16 protein-coding genes, 1 tRNA gene and 1 pseudogene are annotated in these 20,253 nt (G+C 49.4%); 8 read left to right on the top strand and 10 right to left on the bottom strand.

Annotated features, from left to right (window positions below):
* Positions 1–33: 33 nt before the first annotated feature.
* The 3 genes from F4V72_RS20240 to F4V72_RS20250 form a co-directional block, all read right to left on the bottom strand.
* Positions 34–387, bottom strand: coding sequence for a DUF4156 domain-containing protein (locus tag F4V72_RS20240; protein ID WP_000558210.1), 354 nt, complete (start codon positions 385–387; stop codon positions 34–36).
* 252 nt (positions 388–639) lie between these two features.
* The gene (gene groL / locus F4V72_RS20245; protein WP_023185643.1) at positions 640–2,286 is read right to left on the bottom strand and encodes a chaperonin GroEL; all 1,647 of its coding nucleotides are present in this window, start codon (positions 2,284–2,286) and stop codon (positions 640–642) included.
* Between the two features lie 43 nt (positions 2,287–2,329).
* Positions 2,330–2,623, bottom strand: a complete 294-nt coding sequence (locus F4V72_RS20250) for a co-chaperone GroES (RefSeq protein ID WP_000027827.1) — start codon at positions 2,621–2,623, stop codon at positions 2,330–2,332.
* Between the two features lie 275 nt (positions 2,624–2,898).
* Between F4V72_RS20250 and yjeH the strand changes: the two genes are divergently transcribed.
* Positions 2,899–4,140 (top strand): L-methionine/branched-chain amino acid transporter, encoded by a 1,242-nt coding sequence (gene yjeH, locus F4V72_RS20255; RefSeq protein WP_023248777.1) that lies wholly within the window; start codon positions 2,899–2,901, stop codon positions 4,138–4,140.
* A gap of 60 nt (positions 4,141–4,200) precedes the next feature.
* Here yjeH and F4V72_RS20260 read toward each other — a convergent pair whose 3' ends face one another.
* The gene (locus tag F4V72_RS20260; RefSeq protein ID WP_001267291.1) at positions 4,201–4,677 is read right to left on the bottom strand and encodes an FxsA family protein; all 477 of its coding nucleotides are present in this window, start codon (positions 4,675–4,677) and stop codon (positions 4,201–4,203) included.
* A 340-nt stretch (positions 4,678–5,017) separates the two neighbouring features.
* Between F4V72_RS20260 and aspA the strand changes: the two genes are divergently transcribed.
* The 6 genes from aspA (at position 5,018) to F4V72_RS20290 (ending at position 10,821) form a co-directional block, all read left to right on the top strand.
* The gene (gene aspA, locus F4V72_RS20265; protein WP_023220389.1) at positions 5,018–6,454 is read left to right on the top strand and encodes an aspartate ammonia-lyase; all 1,437 of its coding nucleotides are present in this window, start codon (positions 5,018–5,020) and stop codon (positions 6,452–6,454) included.
* A gap of 114 nt (positions 6,455–6,568) precedes the next feature.
* The gene (dcuA, locus tag F4V72_RS20270; protein WP_000637596.1) at positions 6,569–7,870 is read left to right on the top strand and encodes an anaerobic C4-dicarboxylate transporter DcuA; all 1,302 of its coding nucleotides are present in this window, start codon (positions 6,569–6,571) and stop codon (positions 7,868–7,870) included.
* A 120-nt stretch (positions 7,871–7,990) separates the two neighbouring features.
* On the top strand, positions 7,991–8,338 hold the full coding sequence (gene cutA, locus F4V72_RS20275; RefSeq protein WP_000887832.1) for a divalent cation tolerance protein CutA: 348 nt from the start codon (positions 7,991–7,993) through the stop codon (positions 8,336–8,338).
* On the top strand, positions 8,314–10,017 hold the full coding sequence (locus F4V72_RS20280; RefSeq protein ID WP_121767981.1) for a protein-disulfide reductase DsbD: 1,704 nt from the start codon (positions 8,314–8,316) through the stop codon (positions 10,015–10,017). The genes cutA and F4V72_RS20280 overlap by 25 nt, the downstream gene beginning before the upstream one ends.
* Before the next feature lie 36 nt (positions 10,018–10,053).
* Complete coding sequence (locus F4V72_RS20285) at positions 10,054–10,629, top strand: transcriptional regulator (RefSeq protein ID WP_053507701.1); 576 nt, start codon at positions 10,054–10,056, stop codon at positions 10,627–10,629.
* A 116-nt stretch (positions 10,630–10,745) separates the two neighbouring features.
* Positions 10,746–10,821: transfer RNA gene (locus F4V72_RS20290), tRNA-Phe, on the top strand.
* A gap of 129 nt (positions 10,822–10,950) precedes the next feature.
* On the opposite strand, the gene F4V72_RS24180 is transcribed toward F4V72_RS20290, so the two are convergent.
* Positions 10,951–11,118: a hypothetical protein gene (locus tag F4V72_RS24180; protein ID WP_170245768.1), complete on the bottom strand. Its 168-nt coding sequence runs from the start codon at positions 11,116–11,118 to the stop codon at positions 10,951–10,953.
* On the opposite strand from F4V72_RS24180, the pseudogene F4V72_RS20295 reads away from it, so the two are divergent.
* A pseudogene (locus F4V72_RS20295) lies at positions 11,043–11,811 on the top strand (IS3 family transposase); the annotation flags it as partial. The gene F4V72_RS24180 and the pseudogene F4V72_RS20295 overlap by 76 nt on opposite strands.
* 1,035 nt (positions 11,812–12,846) lie before the next feature.
* Here the strand turns inward: F4V72_RS20295 and F4V72_RS20300 are convergent.
* From F4V72_RS20300 to F4V72_RS20325, 5 genes are all read right to left on the bottom strand, one after another.
* The gene (locus tag F4V72_RS20300) at positions 12,847–13,695 is read right to left on the bottom strand and encodes an SdiA-regulated domain-containing protein (RefSeq protein ID WP_024149777.1); all 849 of its coding nucleotides are present in this window, start codon (positions 13,693–13,695) and stop codon (positions 12,847–12,849) included.
* A gap of 113 nt (positions 13,696–13,808) precedes the next feature.
* On the bottom strand, positions 13,809–14,066 hold the full coding sequence (locus F4V72_RS20305; RefSeq protein ID WP_023249551.1) for a FaeA/PapI family transcriptional regulator: 258 nt from the start codon (positions 14,064–14,066) through the stop codon (positions 13,809–13,811).
* A complete protein-coding gene (locus F4V72_RS20310) occupies positions 14,056–17,832 on the bottom strand; it encodes a S6 family peptidase (protein WP_136058547.1) in 3,777 nt (1,258 codons plus the stop codon). The genes F4V72_RS20305 and F4V72_RS20310 overlap by 11 nt, the downstream gene beginning before the upstream one ends.
* Positions 17,833–18,681: 849 nt before the next feature.
* Positions 18,682–19,395 (bottom strand): hypothetical protein, encoded by a 714-nt coding sequence (locus F4V72_RS20320; protein ID WP_044136667.1) that lies wholly within the window; start codon positions 19,393–19,395, stop codon positions 18,682–18,684.
* 65 nt (positions 19,396–19,460) lie between these two features.
* Positions 19,461–20,225, bottom strand: a complete 765-nt coding sequence (locus F4V72_RS20325; protein ID WP_023249547.1) for a K88 minor fimbrial subunit protein FaeI — start codon at positions 20,223–20,225, stop codon at positions 19,461–19,463.
* Positions 20,226–20,253: the final 28 nt, after the last annotated feature.

Consider the following 20,253-nt stretch of genomic DNA (forward strand, 5'->3'; position numbering starts at 1 on the left):
GAATCTTGCAGAGGGCGTTACGATTCAGACATATCAGTTCGGACATTTATAAACCTGGCCGTTCATCTCGCTGGCCGTCGGGACAAAGCTGGACAACATGCCCTGCGACGGGCTACTTACGCCATACAGAACGTTCCCGCCCATCGCGGCCGCCTGGTTACGCAGATCGTTCGCTGCGCCGCGCATTGACCCCCCCTCTTCGCCGTGCTGGCCTGAAAACCAGTTACTCTGTTTACCGGTTGCCGTACCAATAAGCTGGCATTCCGCGCCTGGCTTATCTTCGACAAAGCGCACATTCTGGCCGGCCGCGGTGAGTTCGTTGCTGGAGCTACAACCCGCCATCAGCAGCGCGGCGCCAACGATCCCTGCTAAATATTTCACGTGCATGTTATTCCCCATAATCAATGAGCTGGACGTTTTGTCCGTATCTGAATCTTATACTAAAAAGATGACCAAAAGAAAAACCCCCGGTCATTTCTGCCCGGAGGTTTCTCAATTCTGGGAGATAAGCACCCAAATCATTCTGGTTGCAGGAAGGCGGCCAGTTTGTTAATCCCCAGGAGCTTACTCAAGTAAGTGACTGGGGTTAGCAAACGCAGCCAACGCATCTGCAGCCTGAAGGATGCAGGGTGTAGGCAATTACATCATGCCGCCCATACCACCCATACCACCCATACCGCCAGCAGCACCTAAATCAGGCGCATCGCTTTTCGGCAGGTCGGTCACCATGCACTCGGTGGTGATCATCAGACCAGCCACAGAAGCCGCGTACTGCAGCGCAGAACGGGTGACTTTGGTTGGGTCCAGGATACCCATATCAATCATGTTGCCGTATTCTTCGGTCGCTGCGTTGTAACCGTAGTTACCGTCGCCACCTTTAACGGTGTTAGCCACAACAGACGGCTCTTCGCCGCAGTTCAGCACGATCTGACGCAGCGGAGCTTCCATTGCGCGCAGCGCAACTTTGATACCCACATTCTGGTCTTCGTTCTGACCACGCAGCTCGCTCAGTTTGGACGCCACGCGAATCAGCGCAACACCACCACCAGCAACCACGCCTTCTTCTACCGCCGCACGGGTCGCGTGCAGGGCATCTTCAACGCGGGCTTTCTTCTCTTTCATTTCAACTTCGGTCGCAGCGCCAACTTTGATAACCGCAACGCCGCCTGCCAGTTTCGCTACGCGCTCCTGCAGTTTTTCACGATCGTAGTCGGAGGTCGCTTCTTCAATCTGCTGACGAATCTGAGCGACACGGCCCTGGATGGCCGCTTCTTCACCCACGCCATCAATGATGGTGGTGGTGTCTTTGTTGATCACAACGCGTTTCGCCTGGCCCAGATCTTCCAGAGTTGCTTTTTCCAGCTCCATACCGATCTCTTCAGAGATTACGGTACCGCCGGTCAGGGTAGCGATATCCTGCAGCATCGCCTTACGACGATCGCCGAAGCCAGGCGCTTTAACCGCAGCCACTTTCACGATACCACGCATGGTGTTCACGACCAGGGTAGCCAGAGCTTCGCCTTCAACATCTTCTGCGATAATCAGCAGCGGTTTACCAGCCTTCGCAACGGCTTCCAGAACCGGCAGCATTTCACGAATGTTGGAGATTTTCTTATCAGCCAGCAGGATGAACGGGCTTTCCAGCTCTACTGCGCCAGTTTCCGGCTTGTTGATGAAGTAAGGGGACAGGTAGCCGCGGTCAAACTGCATACCTTCAACCACATCCAGTTCGTCCTGCAGACCGGTACCGTCTTCAACGGTGATGACACCTTCTTTACCGACTTTATCCATCGCTTCCGCGATCAGTTTACCTACGGTCTCGTCGGAGTTAGCGGAGATAGTACCTACCTGAGCAATCGCTTTAGAGTCGGAGCACGGTACGGACAGCGCCTTCAGCTCTTCAACCGCAGCAGCAACCGCTTTGTCGATACCACGTTTCAGATCCATCGGGTTCATGCCCGCAGCAACGGCTTTCAGGCCTTCGGTAATGATGGACTGCGCCAGTACGGTCGCGGTGGTGGTGCCGTCACCTGCAGCGTCGTTCGCTTTAGAGGCAACTTCTTTCACCATCTGCGCGCCCATGTTTTCAAACTTGTCTTCCAGTTCGATTTCACGCGCTACGGAAACACCATCTTTAGTGATAGTCGGTGCACCGAAAGATTTATCCAGAACCACGTTACGGCCTTTCGGACCGAGGGTTACTTTCACTGCATCTGCCAGTACGTTTACGCCGCGCAGCATTTTCACACGAGCGTCGTTACCGAATTTTACGTCTTTAGCTGCCATTTTCTCTTTCCCTTAAATTCGTATGTTCAGTGTCGTTCGCGGATTACGCTTCAACAATTGCCAGAATGTCGCTTTCAGACATGATCAACACTTCTTCATTGTCGATCTTCTCAGATTTCACACCGTAGCCATCGTTAAAAATAACGATGTCGCCGACTTTCACATCCAGCGGCTGTACAGTACCGTTGTCCAGGATGCGACCCTTACCGACAGCGATGATTTCGCCACGAGTTGATTTACCCGCTGCGGAACCGGTCAATACGATGCCGCCAGCAGATTTGGACTCAACTTCTTTACGTTTGACGATCACACGATCATGTAACGGACGAATACTCATTGATAGCTCTCCTTTGAGAAAGTCTTTATCAGTTATGGGTTACGCCGGCCCGTAAACGGTTTCCCGGCTGGTGACCAGAGAGATGGGGATGGGATTTTGCCCCTTCAAGGGGGGAGATGAAAAAAAATTCTTCTAAGCCAAAAAAGCTGTAAAAACGCTACTTATCTCACGTTTACCCGAGGTTTAGAACATCCTGCTAAAAGAAAATGCGTGTGTGATACGCTTAAAAATGTCTGTCGTCGCCTGACGTTACAATGCCGCCGGATAATTAGCTTATGAATGAACTAAAAAAAGAGCTTGGGCTGGTTCAGGGCGTTATCTTGTTAACCACGTCATTATTAGGGACTGGCGTTTTTGCGCTTCCGGAACTGGCTGCGCGGGCCGCAGGCAACATCAGCCTGTGGGCATGGCCGCTGCTCATTATTTTGATTTTCCCTATTGCCATTGTCTTTGCCGTGCTGGGGCGTCATTTTCCACACGCTGGCGGCATAGCGCATTTTGTCGGAATGGCATTTGGCCCGCACCTACAACGGGTGATCAGTTGGTTATTTTTATCGGTAATTCCTGTCAGCTTTCCCGCAGCCCTGCATATTGCGGTGGGCTTCGGTCAGGCGCTGTTTGGCTGGCGGAACGAGCAGCTCTTATTCGGGGAACTGGGAACTATAGTCTTACTATGGTTTATGGGCTCTCGCGGCGCCAGCTCCAGCGCCAACCTGCAAGCCATTATCGCTGGATTAATTATCGCGCTTATTGCCGCCATTCTGTGGAAAGGCGCGATTAAACCTGCGGATATCACTTTTCCAGCCGCGAAAGAAATCACATTTTCCCGGCTGTGTACCGCCCTGGCGATCATATTCTGGGGATTTGTGGGAATTGAGGCTTTTACGCATTTGTCGTCTGAATTTAAAAATCCTGAACGTGATTTTCCGCGCGCATTGATCATTGGCCTGATGCTGGCCGGCTCCATTTATTGGGCCAGTACCGCCGTGGTACTGCATTTTGGCGTCTATAGCGACAAGATAGCGGCGACAGCATCGCTACCGCTTATTATTGTTCATCTCTTCGGTCTGCAGGCGTTGTGGGTAGCCTGCATTATTGGTTATCTCACCTGCTTTGCCAGCCTGAATGTGTATGCTCAGAGTTTCGCGCGCCTGATATGGACGCAAATGCAATATAAGCCCGACCACTATCTGGCTCAACTCTCTCCCGGACGCATCCCCTTGCACGCGTTAAACGCCATTCTGGCCTGTTGTTGCGTGAGTTCCCTGGTCGTCTACGCCCTGAGAATTAATCTCAATGCGCTGATCGTCTATGCTAACGGTATTTTTATTATGCTCTATCTGCTTTGTATGCTGGCGGGCTGTCGGCTGTTGAAAGGGCGCGGTCATGCACTGGCGGTGACGGGTTGTCTACTGTGTCTATTATTGCTGGTAATGGTGGGTTGGAAAAGCTTATACGCCACTATTATGCTGGTAATGTTATGGCGGTTTTTACCGAAGCGGAAACGCATGACGTGAGAGGCAACCATTGGCCGGATAGCGACGCTCACGCAACTTATCCGACCTGCATCTCCACCTTTAATCCCGACGATCATCCTTATGTTCAATACGATCGCGATCGTCGTCTTTACGCTGATACTCGCCGTCAAATGTTTCGCCACCACCAGTACCTGCGCTAAACCCGCCGCCCGGCATCCGGGAAAAACGTAAATGTGGCAACAACTTCAGCGTCAAATGTTTTTGCACTGGCGGTAACAAAAGGAGAAGGCCGAGAAAATCGGTGAAAAAACCCGGCAACAGGAGCAGTAAGCCAGCGATGATCAGCGATACGCTCTTAATCATTTCTGCCGCAGGGCTCTCACCGGCCGCCATTTTTTGTTGCATCAGCAAAAAGTTTTTAAAACCCTGGTTACGTACCAGCGACATACCGATAACCGACGTAAAAATCACCAGGATTAGCGTCATCAGGACGCCAAGCACATGGGCGACCTGGATAAAGATAGAAATCTCAATATAAACATAGAGAAAGACAGCTAAAAAGGGTATCCAGCGCAAAGGACTCTCCTGTAAGTCATAGCCGTCTGCGACGACCATTTAAATGGGTTTGCGATTCGCATTGATCCGATATGGTGGTGCTTAGCAAAATTTCAAGCAGTTTGTACACTTATTTTAAGTAGTAATCCTAAAGCGGTGACCTATTTCACAAAATAATAAATAAGGGGTAAATTCCCACACTTTAAGTGATCCAGATTACGGTAGGAATTCTGGACCAGCATATGATCTCGTTTATCAGGCCGATGGAGGGGATAATCGTCGGTCAGAAAACATTCGAAATCACATATATCCTGTGTGTTTTAAAGTAAAAATCATTGGCAGCTTGAAAAAGAAGGTTCACATGTCAAACAACATTCGTATCGAAGAAGATCTGTTGGGTACCAGGGAAGTTCCAGCTGAAGCCTACTATGGTGTTCACACTCTGAGAGCGATTGAAAACTTCTACATTAGCAATAACAAAATCAGCGACATCCCTGAATTTGTGCGTGGCATGGTTATGGTAAAAAAAGCGGCGGCGCTGGCCAACAAAGAGCTGCAAACCATTCCTAAGAGTGTGGCGAATGCCATCATTGCCGCATGTGATGAAGTCCTTAATAACGGTAAGTGCATGGATCAGTTCCCGGTAGATGTCTACCAGGGCGGCGCGGGCACTTCCGTCAACATGAATACCAACGAAGTGCTGGCCAATATCGGGCTGGAACTGATGGGTCATCAGAAAGGTGAATATCAGTACCTGAACCCGAACGACCACGTGAATAAATGTCAATCGACTAACGACGCCTATCCGACAGGCTTCCGTGTAGCGGTTTACGCCTCTATCATCAAACTAATTGATGCCATCAACCAGTTACGTGAAGGCTTCGAACGTAAAGCAGTTGAATTCCAGGACATCCTGAAAATGGGTCGTACCCAGTTGCAGGACGCCGTACCGATGACGCTTGGTCAAGAATTCCGTGCTTTCAGCATCCTGCTGAAAGAAGAAGTGAAAAGCATCGAACGTACTGCTGAACTGCTGCTGGAAGTGAACCTTGGCGCTACGGCAATCGGTACCGGTCTGAACACGCCGAAAGAATACTCTCCGCTGGCGGTGAAAAAACTGGCTGAAGTAACTGGTTTTGCTTGTGTTCCGGCTGAAGACCTGATTGAAGCGACGTCTGACTGTGGCGCATATGTCATGGTTCATAGCGCGCTGAAACGCCTGGCGGTGAAGATGTCCAAAATCTGTAACGACCTGCGCTTGCTCTCTTCTGGCCCTCGTGCCGGCTTGAACGAGATCAACTTGCCGGAACTGCAGGCGGGCTCTTCCATCATGCCAGCAAAAGTGAACCCGGTTGTACCGGAAGTCGTAAACCAGGTATGCTTTAAAGTCATCGGTAACGACACCACCGTTACGATGGCGGCGGAAGCCGGTCAGCTACAGTTGAACGTTATGGAACCGGTTATCGGTCAGGCGATGTTCGAATCCATTCACATTCTGAGCAACGCGTGCTACAACCTGCTGGAAAAATGCGTTAACGGCATTACCGCGAATAAAGAAGTGTGCGAAGGGTACGTTTATAACTCCATCGGTATCGTCACTTACCTCAACCCGTTCATCGGCCACCACAACGGCGACATCGTCGGTAAAATCTGTGCCGAAACCGGTAAGAGCGTACGTGAAGTTGTGCTGGAGCGCGGCCTGTTGACGGAAGCCGAGCTGGACGATATTTTCTCCGTACAGAACTTGATGCACCCGGCTTATAAAGCTAAACGTTATACTGATGAAAGCGAACAGTAATCGTACAGGGTAGTACCAAAGAGGCACGTCAAGATGACGTGCCTTTTTTCTTGCAATAAGTTACCAAATAACAACAATTTAATATCAACTTGTTAAACAACAAGGAAGGCTAATATGATAGTTGTCGAACTTATCATTGTTTTGCTGGCAATCTTTTTGGGCGCCAGACTTGGGGGCATCGGTATTGGATTCGCAGGTGGGCTGGGTGTTCTGGTACTTGCCGCCATCGGCGTGAAGCCAGGGACAATTCCATTCGATGTCATTTCCATCATCATGGCGGTTATCGCCGCGATCTCTGCCATGCAGGTCGCGGGCGGTCTGGATTATTTGGTAAACCAGACAGAAAAACTGCTGCGTAAGAACCCGAAATACATCACCATCCTCGCACCGATTGTGACCTATTTCCTGACTATTTTTGCCGGTACCGGGAACATTTCCCTGGCAACGCTACCGGTTATTGCTGAAGTCGCGAAGGAGCAGGGAATCAAACCTTGCCGGCCACTCTCTACCGCCGTGGTATCCGCGCAGATCGCGATTACCGCCTCGCCGATTTCTGCGGCCGTGGTGTATATGTCTTCTGTCATGGAAGGTCATGGCATCAGCTACATCCACCTGTTGTCCGTGGTTATCCCATCTACGCTGCTGGCGGTGCTGGTGATGTCCTTCCTGGTCACTATGCTGTTCAACTCCAAACTTTCGGACGACCCGATTTACCGCAAGCGTCTGGAAGAAGGACTGATTGAACTGCGTGGTGAAAAGCAGATTGAAATCAAACCGATGGCAAAAAACTCCGTCTGGCTGTTCCTGCTGGGCGTTATCTGCGTGGTTGTTTATGCGATTGTCAACAGTCCGAGCCTCGGCCTGGTTGAGAAACCGCTGATGAACACCACCAACGCTATTCTGATCATCATGCTGAGCGTCGCAACGCTGACCACCATCCTGTGTAAAGTGGAAACTGACGCCATCCTCAACTCCAGTACCTTTAAAGCAGGGATGAGCGCCTGTATCTGTATTCTGGGCGTGGCGTGGCTGGGTGATACCTTCGTATCCGCTAACATCGACTGGATCAAAGATACTGCGGGTAGCGTCATTCAGGGTCATCCGTGGCTGCTGGCCGTCATCTTCTTCTTTGCTTCCGCGCTGCTCTACTCTCAGGCGGCAACGGCGAAAGCTCTGATGCCGATGGCGCTGGCGCTGAACGTCTCTCCGTTGACGGCAGTCGCTTCCTTCGCTGCCGTTTCCGGCCTGTTCATTCTGCCGACCTACCCGACTCTGGTTGCGGCGGTACAGATGGATGACACCGGTACAACCCGTATCGGTAAATTCGTCTTTAACCACCCGTTCTTCATCCCAGGCACCCTGGGCGTCGTTCTGGCTGTCTGCTTCGGCTTCCTGCTGGGCAGCGTTATGCTGTAAGTGTTTTACCCGCGGGGCGTATCACGCCCCGCATTCTCCCGCCCTTTGACTAACATCCTGCCCTCGTCCATTGTATAGTGACCATTCACTTGCGGATCTTTTTGTTCTTTCGAGGTGTTTATGCTTGATGTTAAGAGTCAGGATATTTCCATCCCCGAGGCCGTTGTGGTGCTTTGCACCGCCCCGGATGAAGCTACCGCCCAGGATCTGGCCGCCAAAGTGCTGGCGGAAAAACTGGCCGCCTGCGCCACCCTCCTCCCCGGAGCGACATCGCTGTACTACTGGGAAGGCAAACTGGAGCAGGAGTATGAAGTTCAAATGATCTTGAAAACCACCGTTTCACATCAGCAAGCGCTTATCGACTGCCTGAAGTCTCATCACCCGTATCAAACGCCCGAACTTCTGGTTTTACCTGTTACTCACGGAGATACTGATTACCTCTCATGGCTCAACGCATCTTTACGCTGATCCTGCTGCTGTGCAGCACATCCGCCTTCGCCGGATTATTCGACGCGCCGGGTCGCTCACAGTTCGTCCCTGCCGACCGGGCTTTTGTTTTTGATTTTCAGCAAAATCAACACGACCTTACCCTCTCCTGGCAGGTAAAAGAGGGTTACTACCTTTACCGTAAACAAATCAGCATTACGCCGACGAAAGCGGATATCGCCGCAGTCCAGCTCCCGGCAGGCGTCTGGCATGAAGATGAGTTTTACGGGAAAAGCGAAATCTACCGTAAGCGGCTAAACGTTCCGGTAACAGTTAACCAGGCGGCGGCTGGCGCGACATTAACGGTAACATACCAGGGGTGCGCCGATGCGGGATTCTGTTATCCGCCGGAAACGAAAACGGTGCCGCTAAGTGAAGTCGCCGCGGCAATAGACGCCACGCCGACGCCTGCTGTCACCCAGACGGGTGAGACGTCAAAACCCGCCGCCCAGCTACCTTTCTCCGCGATCTGGGCACTTCTGATCGGCATCGGCATCGCCTTTACGCCCTGCGTTTTACCCATGTATCCGCTGATTTCCGGTATTGTACTGGGCGGAAGGCAACGTTTGTCGACGGGTCGCACACTGCTGCTGGCCTTTATCTATGTACAAGGGATGGCGCTGACCTATACCGCACTGGGTCTGGTCGTCGCCGCGGCGGGATTACAGTTTCAGGCGGCGCTGCAGCACCCTTATGTGTTAATCGGCCTTGCCATCGTGTTCACCCTGCTTGCGTTGTCGATGTTTGGCCTGTTCACACTACAGCTCCCCTCCTCACTGCAAACCCGGCTAACATTAATGAGTAATCGTCAGCAAGGCGGCTCGCCCGGCGGCGTCTTTGTTATGGGGGCGATTGCCGGATTAATTTGTTCTCCCTGCACCACAGCGCCGTTAAGCGCGATTCTGCTCTATATCGCTCAGAGCGGAAATATGTGGCTGGGCGGCGGCACGCTGTATCTGTATGCATTAGGCATGGGTCTGCCGCTAATTCTGGTCACCGTATTTGGCAACCGCCTGCTGCCGAAAAGCGGCCCGTGGATGGCGCATGTCAAAACCGCTTTTGGTTTCGTAATCCTCGCGTTACCGGTATTTTTACTGGAGCGGATTATTGGCGAGGCTTGGGGTTTACGGCTGTGGTCGCTGCTGGGCGTCGCTTTCTTTGGCTGGGCGTTTATCACCAGCCTTCAGGCCAGACGTGCATGGATGCGTATCGTACAGATTATCCTGCTGGCAGCAGCGCTCATTAGCGTGCGGCCGCTACAGGATTGGGCATTCGGATCGCCGTCCGCGCAGACTCAGGCGCACCTCAATTTCACGGCTATTTCTACCGTGGACGAGCTCAATCAGGCGCTGGCACAGGCCAAAGGCAAACCCGTTATGCTGGATTTCTACGCCGACTGGTGCGTGGCCTGTAAAGAGTTTGAAAAGTATACCTTCAGCGATCCGCGGGTCCAACAGGCGCTCGACAACACGGTGCTCTTGCAGGCTAACGTCACCGCTAACAATGCGCAGGATGTCGCGCTGTTAAAGCATCTGCAAGTCCTCGGGCTACCCACCATTCTGTTCTTTGATGCTCAAGGTCAGGAACAGCCGCAAGCGCGAGTCACCGGCTTTATGGACGCCGCAACCTTTAGCGCGCATTTGCACGATCGCCAACCGTGAGCGACACTTGCAAAAGCAAAGACGGAGGAGAATACCGTGCAACGTGAAGATATTCTGGGAGAAGCCCTGAAATTACTGGAGACGCAAGGGATAGCCAATACTACGCTGGAAATGGTGGCTGAGCGCGTAAATCAACCACTCGACACATTACAGCGTTTCTGGCCAGATAAAGAAGCCATTTTGTATGACGCGCTACGTTATCTTAGTCAGCAGGTAGATATCTGGCGACGCCAGCTTCTTCTTGATGAGACCCTTTCTGCTGAACAAAAGCTGCTGGCACGCTACAGCGCGCTCTCGGAATGTGTCAGTAATAACCGTTATCCTGGTTGCCTGTTCATTGCCGCCTGCACGTTTTATCCCGATCCAGCCCATCCTATTCATCAACTGGCCGATCAACAAAAACGCGCGGCACATGATTTTACCCATGAGCTACTGACCACGCTGGAAATTGACGATCCAGCGATGGTCGCAAGGCAGATGGAGCTGGTGCTGGAAGGTTGTCTCAGTCGAATGCTGGTCAACCGCAGTCAGGCTGATGTAGATACCGCTCAGCGGTTGGCGGAAGATATTCTGCGTTTTGCACAGTGCCGCCAGGGTGGCGCGCTAACCTGACGGAGTACTGATTTTACGCATTTTGCCTGAAAAGCAGACAATCAACGCGCTTTTACCACTTTTTTCGTGTAAAGCCGTTGACGACCGCGCCCCTTTACGGTTTAATGCGCCCCGTTGCCCGGATAGCTCAGTCGGTAGAGCAGGGGATTGAAAATCCCCGTGTCCTTGGTTCGATTCCGAGTCCGGGCACCACTATTCTAAAGAACCCGCTCAAAAGGCGGGTTTTTGCTTTTCTGCATCCAGACTCTTCATCGAACGAATTCGATCATTCGCAAAATTTCACTTATCCACTTCTTCCCCAATAAACGCTTACTCAGCCTATCAAAGCGCGTTCAGCACTTCCACCTTTACCGTTTTTATCGCCTGTTTCATCTGTTTAAGCTGCTCACGCAGGGCCTGCACTTCATCGCCATCGGGGATGCGGGTTGCTGATGCAGAGCTGAACTGTCTACCACTGGCAGAGTCAGCGTGACGATCGGGCGATAACACTGCGCATCAGGGAAATTGCGGAAGCACGAATACGCTACGGCTGTCCGCGCATTCACGTCCTGCTGCAACGAGAAGGCTGGCTAATTAACTATAAGAAAACACACCGGATTTATTATCCGGAAGGCCTGAATTTGCGCAGAAAACGTCCCCGCAGGCATATCAGTGTGGCACACCGTCAGCAGCGTCCGACCCCGACGTACATCGATCAGTGCTGGAGTATGGATTTCGTGTCGGATAGTCTGTTTAAGGGATGGCTTTCCGGGCACTGACTGTAGTGGATAATTTTAGTCGGGAATGCCTGGCGATCCATGCCGGAAAATCATTGAAGGGTGAGGATGTAGTCCGCGTAAGGGAAGCGCTGCGGATGCTGGATAAGCGTCTGCCGGTACGTATTCAGACAGATAACGGCAGCGAGTTATCCCGAAAAGTCTGGATAAATGGGCATATGAGCACGGTGTCACGATGGACTTCTCCCGCCCCGGAAAACCGACAGATAACCCGTTTATTGAATCGTTTAAGGGAAGCCTGCGGGATGAATGTCTGAATATTCACTGGTTCCTGTCGCTGGAAGATGCGCAGGATAAACTCTAGAAGTGGCGCAGGGAATATAATCATGAGAGGACGCATTCATCATTAAATGACATGACTCCGGCAGAATTCATCCGAAGTCTCAAGAAAAATAAAGATCTCTGATTTAGTACTATACTGATTTTGGGCCAGGGTCACTAATTTATGGTGTAGTTGTAGAGGCTAGAGTATTTAGTGCTATTGTATAATACATCCTTAAATAACCACATGGCTCATATGGCTATTTTTATTATTGGGTTGACTTCATCTGAATAGCTATAGAAAAAATTCTGAATTCTGTTACCTCTCTTTTATACAAAAATATTTGATTACCCAGTGGAGGGATGTTTTGGTATGTGTCATACAACCATGAGATAAAATTAACACTCCCTAAACCAACAACAGAATTAGCAATGAAGAGATTTATAGATGTATAAAGAGCATTCTTAATAATATCCTTGTAACAACCCAGGAATATACCAGACCACAATCCAAAGAGTTAACATACCTGTAAAATAGATAAATTCTTTAAAGCTGAATAGATTATTTTTCACTCTAATGGTTCTCATTGTATGGATGCAACGAAAAAAATTTCATTTTTATCTTTTGTCACCTTCCCGGAAATGATTGCTGGCCTATACTATCAGTATAAAGAAGACTGGCATACAAAAAAACACCTTCCACTATAGCCTGGTATATTGACGTGATACTTTAATTCTGACTTCGCCCCCAGTCAGCGCGTAAAATGATACAAACTTATTATCTGGTAAGCAATCTGCTTTGATATTCGGCCGGCACCTGTAACCCAACACAGAATATAAATAATCATACTCACCAGACTGCCAGTTGAGGGATGTCATCAACCCTACTGATGCTTCTGCCTCATAACAGCACTTCAGATCTATATTCCTGTTATCCTTAAAATTTTCTGCCTGACTACTGACAGGGAATGAGTATCAGCCTGAGCATCAGTAATAACAATGTCCACAGATGTCGATAATAACAGAGAAGATAAAAGGATTTTTTTCATCATAAAACTCCCTGAGCACACTTATTTTAATTACCCAGATGCACCGTAAAGCCCTGTCCTTCAGAGCGGGGAGGATGACAATTTCTGAGTAAAGAAGGAGTACTTCTAATACATTTAACTCTGATTTGACGTCAGGACATCGTTGTCCTGCTAAACCGATAAAATAAATTTGGCTCACTGACTATCCACAAAGTACCTCTGTCATCGGAGGCAATGCCTTCCGCCTGCGGTATATCCCGGTGAAGCCCATAGTGGCCTCTGAGAAGTGGCATTAACCTCCTGTTACCTGCCAGATTTGACACCAGAACCAGTGCAGACTCATGAGAAAGGATATACAAACACTGCCTGTTATGGTCATAATGCAGACCAGATATATCCTTTATAAACCACGGTAACGACGTCTCCCAGGTTATGGCGTCGCTGATCATCATCCCGTTTTTGCTGTGTCCGGCACGGTAAATCCGAAGAGGCTTTTTTTCCTGGGCAATAATAAGTTCATCCCTGCCCGAACTACTGGCAAGACCCTCAAAACCGGTATTATCACGCCCCCTGTTTATATCCAGAGTCATGGTGTATACCGCCAGTGGTAATTCTGTAGTAGTCCGATCAATACAATGGGTGGAGAGTGTCCGCTCTCTCTCCCTGGCCAGAATATAGCGATTCTGACCGAGATATTCGATGGCCTCAAAATCATGGTCTCGATCCGATAGTATTACTCGTAGTACATTCCCTTCAGTATCCAACTCGATTACTGATGACGGATGATCTGTCACAGCAAATAATGTACCACTATCCGGGTTCCACGTAAGACCGGATAATCCTCCTTTTACTCCTGGAATTTCTTTTTCTGCTGTAAGGTTCCATCCCGTTTCTTTCAGGTAATACGTCTCCGGGAAATACAAGATAACTACTCCAGCCATTATCAGAAGAGCTGTTGTCAGTAACACCGATTTATAGTAAAAAACACGCTTCAGGCCCATGGTGCAAAATCGCCAACTCATCAAATCGCTTACAATCCAGAATACTACCGGGGAGATAAAAACTCAGCAACCACAAGAGAAAATATCTCCCTTCCGTATGATGTCCTCAGTTTTTATTTCAGTATCCATACCCCTGGACGTCCTCTCCCGATATTAACCCTTTCCACTATCCCTGCGTCCTGCAGCAGGGTTAAATGCGCACGTATCTGGTATATCGTCAGTCCAATTGCGTCTGCTATTTCCCTGCTACGGAAAAATACCTGGCCATCCTCATTAATACTGTTCCTCATAAATTCAATGATTTTCTCAGGAACAGTCATCTCCCGTATATCATTCTGCCGGAGCTGTTCATCAGCCAGCTCAGAAATCATACCGCACTCCCATCCCTCCTTCACAGTCAGTTCTGAAGTATCCACCAAAGCTGCTGTTCAGTTTCACCTGCACATGTAATTTCTCCGTTATCTTTCCATCAATACCTATCGTTGCAGTATAACGATCTGCCCTCTCGGCCGAATAGTGCCTGGCTTTCCAGGCATCACTCAACACCATACCTGGCATCTCATCCAGCGTAAAATTACGGTACAATCCGGTTGTTACCATGATTCCCCCAAAATCCTTTTCCGCAAGAATGCCGGTCTTCAGCCATACAGCACGCCCAGATTGAATCTCTGCTGACCGATATTCCCCCTTCAGGCGATTAGCCCCCACCTGGACACCGTTAAGTGAGGCAGATGGCGTGACGCTCATATCCAGACTCTTTATATTCCCGCGCCAGCCCACCCGAGCACCTGCTGTGAAAATATTCGTATCCGCTTTGCCTGATAAGTCAGTCAGCTCCCCCTGAATAGAAAACTGTTCAGACAAACGTTTATATCCTACACCACCGTCAGCAAACAAACCTTCCTCTGATGATATCCCAAAAAATATATTACCACCCCACAGGTTATAGTCATCCCGATAACCATCAGTGCTACTGTGTCCCTTATATAACCCGATACTGGCCCCCCCCCAGAACTTCATATCTTCCGCAGTTATGAAACCGATATCCAGTCCGCTCTGGCTCACTGTAAAGTCCCCATATCCACCATGGCTGTAACCAGCCATAACCAGTGGGCCGCTTTCAGTTTTGGCATTATCCGCAACCTGCTGCCAGTGGTCCACATTACTACTGATAATATATTCCCGGGCAGTAAATAAACTCCGGGCTTTTTTAAGGAGTGAGGTGTTATCCTCTCCTTTAAAGACAGGTTCTCCTGGACCAGGAGTATCCGGCACAGTCACATTACCGTTATTACCGTTATTTTCTCCAATACCCGGAGGAGTATTGCTTTTCAACTGCCATAACACCTTTCCATCCTTTTCCTGCACCTGTGTATCAGGTGTATACACTGTAAAACCCCTGTTCAGACTGGCAAAAGAAAAATAACTATGTGATGTACCTGCAGGTGCTGAGGCCAGTGTCAAATCATTCTTTAGTAGTACAGACTGATCAAACAGAGTGGTCAAATCCAATATGTTATGCCCACCTGTCGCCTTCTGCAGAATATCAACCCGGTCACCTGTACTATCCGCGATGCTGACACCAAGACTGATATGGAGGCTATTAGCATCCATGGTATTCACAGTCAAATTCTTCGGTGACCAGTCCGGCGTGACGAGGGACAGATTACCTCCCTGGCTGCGAAAAGTATCAAGGGTTGAACTTTTGTCCATATTCCATCTTCCGCTTCGGGATAACTGTACCTGAGTCCCCGAATAACCAGTGATGTCACCATTAACAACAGAGTTAATAATATTCAGCTGAGTATTCCCGGTCAACGTAGCGCTGCCGTTAAAGATACTCCTGTCCCCCTCCCATACCGCATCAGATTTTCCCTCCTCCAGAACAAAAGCAGTACCATCACCGTCTTTTTTATCAATAAACACACGATTGTCACCCAATGTAACAACGGAGTTATCGGCCTCAATAATGGTGTTCAGAGTGGCATTGCGACTAAGCCCAAAATCCGTATTCTTCAGTTCCAGCTTATCAAAAGTGAAGACCCTGCATTCCCAGTCGTCCTGGCCAAATGAAGTAGGTTGTGTCAGGACAGACGTATCGCCAATAGCAGTCAGTTTATTTGCCAAGGCATAATCATTATACGCATGAACGACAGGATGCCCCTGCAAAGTCAGACGACCATTCTCCTGAGTAAAGGTACCGGAAACATCTGCAGAACCATCCAAGACCAGAGCCCCGGTAATTCCCTGCGGTACAGCATTTGACACATTCAGGTTGCCTTTCAGCTGACCATGATACAGATACCCCTTTTCATTCTCTCTGTCTGCAACCAGTTTTTGTGCCTCAGTACGGTTATTACCGACATATTCCCAGACATCATTACTACTCTGATTTGTAGGAAAATAACCATAGCGGTCTTTTTTCAGGATAAAATAATCTGTGGTTTTTGTATAAGGATTGCTGTATTCATAAAGCTCTCCGGCAGTTCCTGTGCGAGTGTCAGCCCAGTTATTTATAACCACGCTCTCCCGAGACAGGGTGTAATCCAGTGTAATCGTTGCTTGTGTGCCGGCATTATTCGCCAGCACGGCACCATAATCCGCAGCTTTCAGCTGGTGAAAGGTCAAACTGTTACCATTCACATCCAGTGTGCCTCCACGATATCCCCAAGAGACATTATCCGGATTCACCTGTCGGTCATCAGCCAGCACCACTGTGGGTCGTCCACTGGCAATATTAACACTGTTAAAGGCCTGTACCTGACCACTTTTGTCTGCTTGCTGATTCAGAACTACAGTGCCATCCCCAACTTTCAGACCACCTTCATTAACTCCGCTACCGTTCACATGCAAGGTACCTTCACCAATTTTGTGAAGGTTATCTTCTTTCACCCCATTAACCTGCCAGATGACCGATGCCCCCTTATCAACAATAATGCCAGCACCAGTCCAGATATTCCCCGTTGAGGAAAAGACTGTATAGTCATCCTTGAAGGTCAGTGAGCCAGCACCCTGAGAAACATCATTCCTAATGTCAATCTGGCCTCCATTCCCGGAAAAGACCACGTTCTTACCGGCATTAAGATCATCCCCCTTCTGCCCATGCATTTTATACGAGGTACTGGCCTGCGCCAAAGAACCAGTACCGCTGCTCTGGTCAAACGACCAGAGCAGCGGTTCGCTGAGTGAAGAGTTAAACGTGACAGAAACATCGTTGTCCTCAGTTAAAGTGCGTTCAATAAAATCCAGCGGGATAACGGCCCACCTACTATTTGTCCCATTTTCACCGGTCCAGGTCGAAAGAACCCCCACTATTACCCATTTTTCCTGCCATGAATCATATGCAAACAAGGGAGAGCCACTATCCCCGGGAGCCCCATAACTAGACAGAGGACCATTAATCGGATCAAACACATTCCCAGGCCAGCTCGAAATAATATAATCGGATGACGATGGTGCACCAACAGTTCCACCTGTCAGATAGCTATAAGCCTCTGATCTCCAAGTTACATTGCCGTTTTTATCTTTGATATATTGCATGCCACTCCCAAGACGATAAAACGAGGTGTAGCGCTCAGTATTAGCATAAGCATTTTTTTTCTGGCCTTCCGCCGTGACAGCGGCTGGCACAACCTCGGTGACCAGTTTATCAAGTCTTGGAACATGAAAATCCTGAGATGCATGATCATTTCGATCTACAATATTATACTCATTTTCACCATCGCCAAATCTGACATTCTGATATCCGCTGTTATGTTTCACACTAACTATATATTGTGGGTTAATTAGTGTTGCCACCCCCGGATGAGCACGTACACCAACAGAACTAAAATCCGGCATGGGAGCCTTATTCAGTATTCCAACCAGCTCATCCTTTTTATTGTAAATAGAGATGTTTGTAGTTCCAGGTTTAAATATCCCTTTGTTTCCCGCAAAATCACGGAATATCTGATAATCAATTTCTGAACTGACAATGGACGCACCTGACAGACCGGAGAAAAACAGTAACGATAGTAACACCAAAGCTTTCAGCTGTTTTTTTCCAATTATCCTGCGGGTACATTTTGTGGAAAATTCAGATACTGCAATAACCCCACCGGCAATTGCACTGTATTTAAGCGCATATATTTTATTCATCTTTATCCTTAACTCCCGACCACCAGACAGACCAGGCTCTCCGTAAGATTGTTAGTCTCAATATTCAGAGTGGCGTCCCCGATTGACAGTGGTACTCACGGCGCAGGGAATTAAAAATCCAGTCGCTTTCCCCCGGGGATATCAGGCTGACGGGACACTCTGCATACCTCATATACCAAGCCACTCATACACAACACGTGCAGACTGTCCACCCCCACATATTCAACAAGGCGGGCCCGGTGGTAATACTCTCTTCGGTTTGCTGGCTTCAACGATGTATTACTGCTCACTGCCATATGCAGTGACATTAGCGTACGCTGTCGGCGGCAAGTCAGCACCTCCATCTCTGCCGGACATAAACCACCGTCGAGGGACTGACGAAGTACGGTTTCCAACCGGGATAATCTGTCTCGTCCGTTGTAAATCCGGGCAACTCCCTTCAGAAGTCGCAATGCCTGCAATTGGGGAGGAACCAGCACAATCATTGGCACATGCACACCTGCGTACAGTTCTCTGATATTCTGAAGATGTTTTCCCCAGCCAGCCAGCGGCTCAGCACTCAGAGCGATCACAATAAGATCATACTGTCCGCTGCCCGGTATTCCCTGGTACATGACCTCACACCCTATATCTGTAAGAAGATGGTGTAATCCGGTCAGTTCGTACTTACAGTTCCCGGTCAGTAGTACACGTTTTCGGTTATGTAACATGCTGTTCATGTTGTACTTTCTTTACCACACCTCAAACGCCTGACCAACAACCCCTACCAGCACCAAGATAATGCTTACCAAAATTAACAAGTAAAAAATAACATGCAGATATTTTCACTCCGGATACTCTCTTATGTAGTCAGAAATACATTACCACAGGCGTAAGGTTACCCTGCCAGCGTTTGACCGGCTCTTCAGCTCCCGGGAATCTCACCCGAATATCTTCCAGCGCGGTGACCCAAGCGCCAGCAATATTATGCTTAGTCTTATTTTCTGGCTGAATACTGTCAGGCATCGCCGTAAAAGCATCTGGTCGTGCCGTAAGACCTGAATACACCGGCTCCCAGTCATATCCGGTCACCTGCCATAACTGATTTTTTATTTGTTGCTCCATGTCAGGAGTGACATCACCACTGACTACACTCCATCCGCTGTCTGCAGTAGTGCTATCCTGCCAGGCCAGTACATGCCGGACGGAAAAAGTAATTTCACCATACCTAACCTGCCCTTTCGCCAGCTCACCTCTGGCTTCCAGGCGGGGAGCAACCGGATCAGTTTGCAACAAACTCACCGATGGCTGAAGCCCGGGACGGACCGTTGTCAGTGTCGTTGTATGGCCACCAAGAATATAGTAAAGCTGCCCGGGACTACTCTCACTCATCATGCCCTGCTTGCCGAGACGAAGTCCGGCCTGGATACAGCCACTGTTACTCATCTGCAGTATTTGTGGATGCCATTGCCAGGTCACACCGCGAACATACAGAGTCCCGCTGAGGTTTGCTGTTCCCATAGCGCCTCCTTCCTGCCAGTGTCCGGACGTAAAGTCCTGCATCCGAGCATTTGTTGTCGGCATCAGAAGAGATAACAGAGCTACTACGGAACAAATATAATTTGCTGTTTTCACTATCCCACCCCCTCTTACTGGTACTCAATACTTACTGGCAAGGATACCCGCCAACGTGACGATGTTTTGTCAGCCAAACGGAGCTCACCGCTGCCAGGAACCACCTGCGCACCATAAACCCCCTCTATCTGATGTAAGGCTGCGTCACTGAAGCTGCTCAAGCCGATAGTTTCGTTGATGCCAATATCCTGTAACCAAAGTGGCCCTTCGCTACCAAACATAGCCTGCAGTTTCCCTGGAGTTTGTTCAGCCGACATCACTGCGGCCTGCTCAGGCAGACCATTTCCCTTCAGGTTCTCATAGAGTCCGGCATACATTGCCCGTCCATTCACTGTATGTCGCATTACCGCCACAGCCTGCATTCTGAAGCTGAAACTGCCAATACGTGAGTTATCCTCTCCTGTCACCGGAAGAGTTACTTCCGCCATCCCCGGCAAAACCCACTCCAGTTTGAAACCGTCTGCTGTTTTTCCGTAGTTCACCCGGGGAGAGAGGCCTTCACGTCCTGACGGGGTGGCCTGTGTGGTTTTCCCTAATAACACCGCCATCTCTGGTAGAGATACCGGTGTCACCTGCCCTTTGCCAGAATGCCCCTGTACCTGCCTCACATCCAGGCTTTCATTTCCTTCACCAATTTTCCATACCCAAGGGTTTCGCGTACTGGTAACCGGTCCCCCCAGTATCAACTCACCACTAAAATCTTCCCCCGGCGTATTCCAGGCCAGCACACAAGATGGCAACAAACTGGCTGCCAGTAACAGAAATGTTATTTTCTTCATATGCTCTGTCTATCTCCCGGTTCAGAAA

The sequence above is a fragment of the Salmonella enterica subsp. diarizonae genome (assembly GCF_008692785.1).
GTDB classification, from domain to species: Bacteria; Pseudomonadota; Gammaproteobacteria; order Enterobacterales; family Enterobacteriaceae; genus Salmonella; species Salmonella diarizonae.

Excerpts from the sequence above, each read along its gene's own strand:
- aspA (WP_023220389.1), top strand. The coding sequence starts at position 5,018 with ATGTCAAACAACATTCGTATCGAAGAAGATCTGTTGGGTACCAGGGAA.
- F4V72_RS20300 (WP_024149777.1), bottom strand. The coding sequence starts at position 13,695 with ATGGGCCTGAAGCGTGTTTTTTACTATAAATCGGTGTTACTGACAACA.
- yjeH (WP_023248777.1), top strand. The coding sequence starts at position 2,899 with ATGAATGAACTAAAAAAAGAGCTTGGGCTGGTTCAGGGCGTTATCTTG.
- F4V72_RS20250 (WP_000027827.1), bottom strand. The coding sequence starts at position 2,623 with ATGAGTATTCGTCCGTTACATGATCGTGTGATCGTCAAACGTAAAGAA.
- cutA (WP_000887832.1), top strand. The coding sequence starts at position 7,991 with ATGCTTGATGTTAAGAGTCAGGATATTTCCATCCCCGAGGCCGTTGTG.
- F4V72_RS20320 (WP_044136667.1), bottom strand. The coding sequence starts at position 19,395 with ATGCCGACAACAAATGCTCGGATGCAGGACTTTACGTCCGGACACTGG.
- dcuA (WP_000637596.1), top strand. The coding sequence starts at position 6,569 with ATGATAGTTGTCGAACTTATCATTGTTTTGCTGGCAATCTTTTTGGGC.
- F4V72_RS20280 (WP_121767981.1), top strand. The coding sequence starts at position 8,314 with ATGGCTCAACGCATCTTTACGCTGATCCTGCTGCTGTGCAGCACATCC.
- F4V72_RS20305 (WP_023249551.1), bottom strand. The coding sequence starts at position 14,066 with ATGATTTCTGAGCTGGCTGATGAACAGCTCCGGCAGAATGATATACGG.
- F4V72_RS20325 (WP_023249547.1), bottom strand. The coding sequence starts at position 20,225 with ATGAAGAAAATAACATTTCTGTTACTGGCAGCCAGTTTGTTGCCATCT.
- groL (WP_023185643.1), bottom strand. The coding sequence starts at position 2,286 with ATGGCAGCTAAAGACGTAAAATTCGGTAACGACGCTCGTGTGAAAATG.
- F4V72_RS20240 (WP_000558210.1), bottom strand. The coding sequence starts at position 387 with ATGCACGTGAAATATTTAGCAGGGATCGTTGGCGCCGCGCTGCTGATG.
- F4V72_RS20310 (WP_136058547.1), bottom strand. The coding sequence starts at position 17,832 with ATGAATAAAATATATGCGCTTAAATACAGTGCAATTGCCGGTGGGGTT.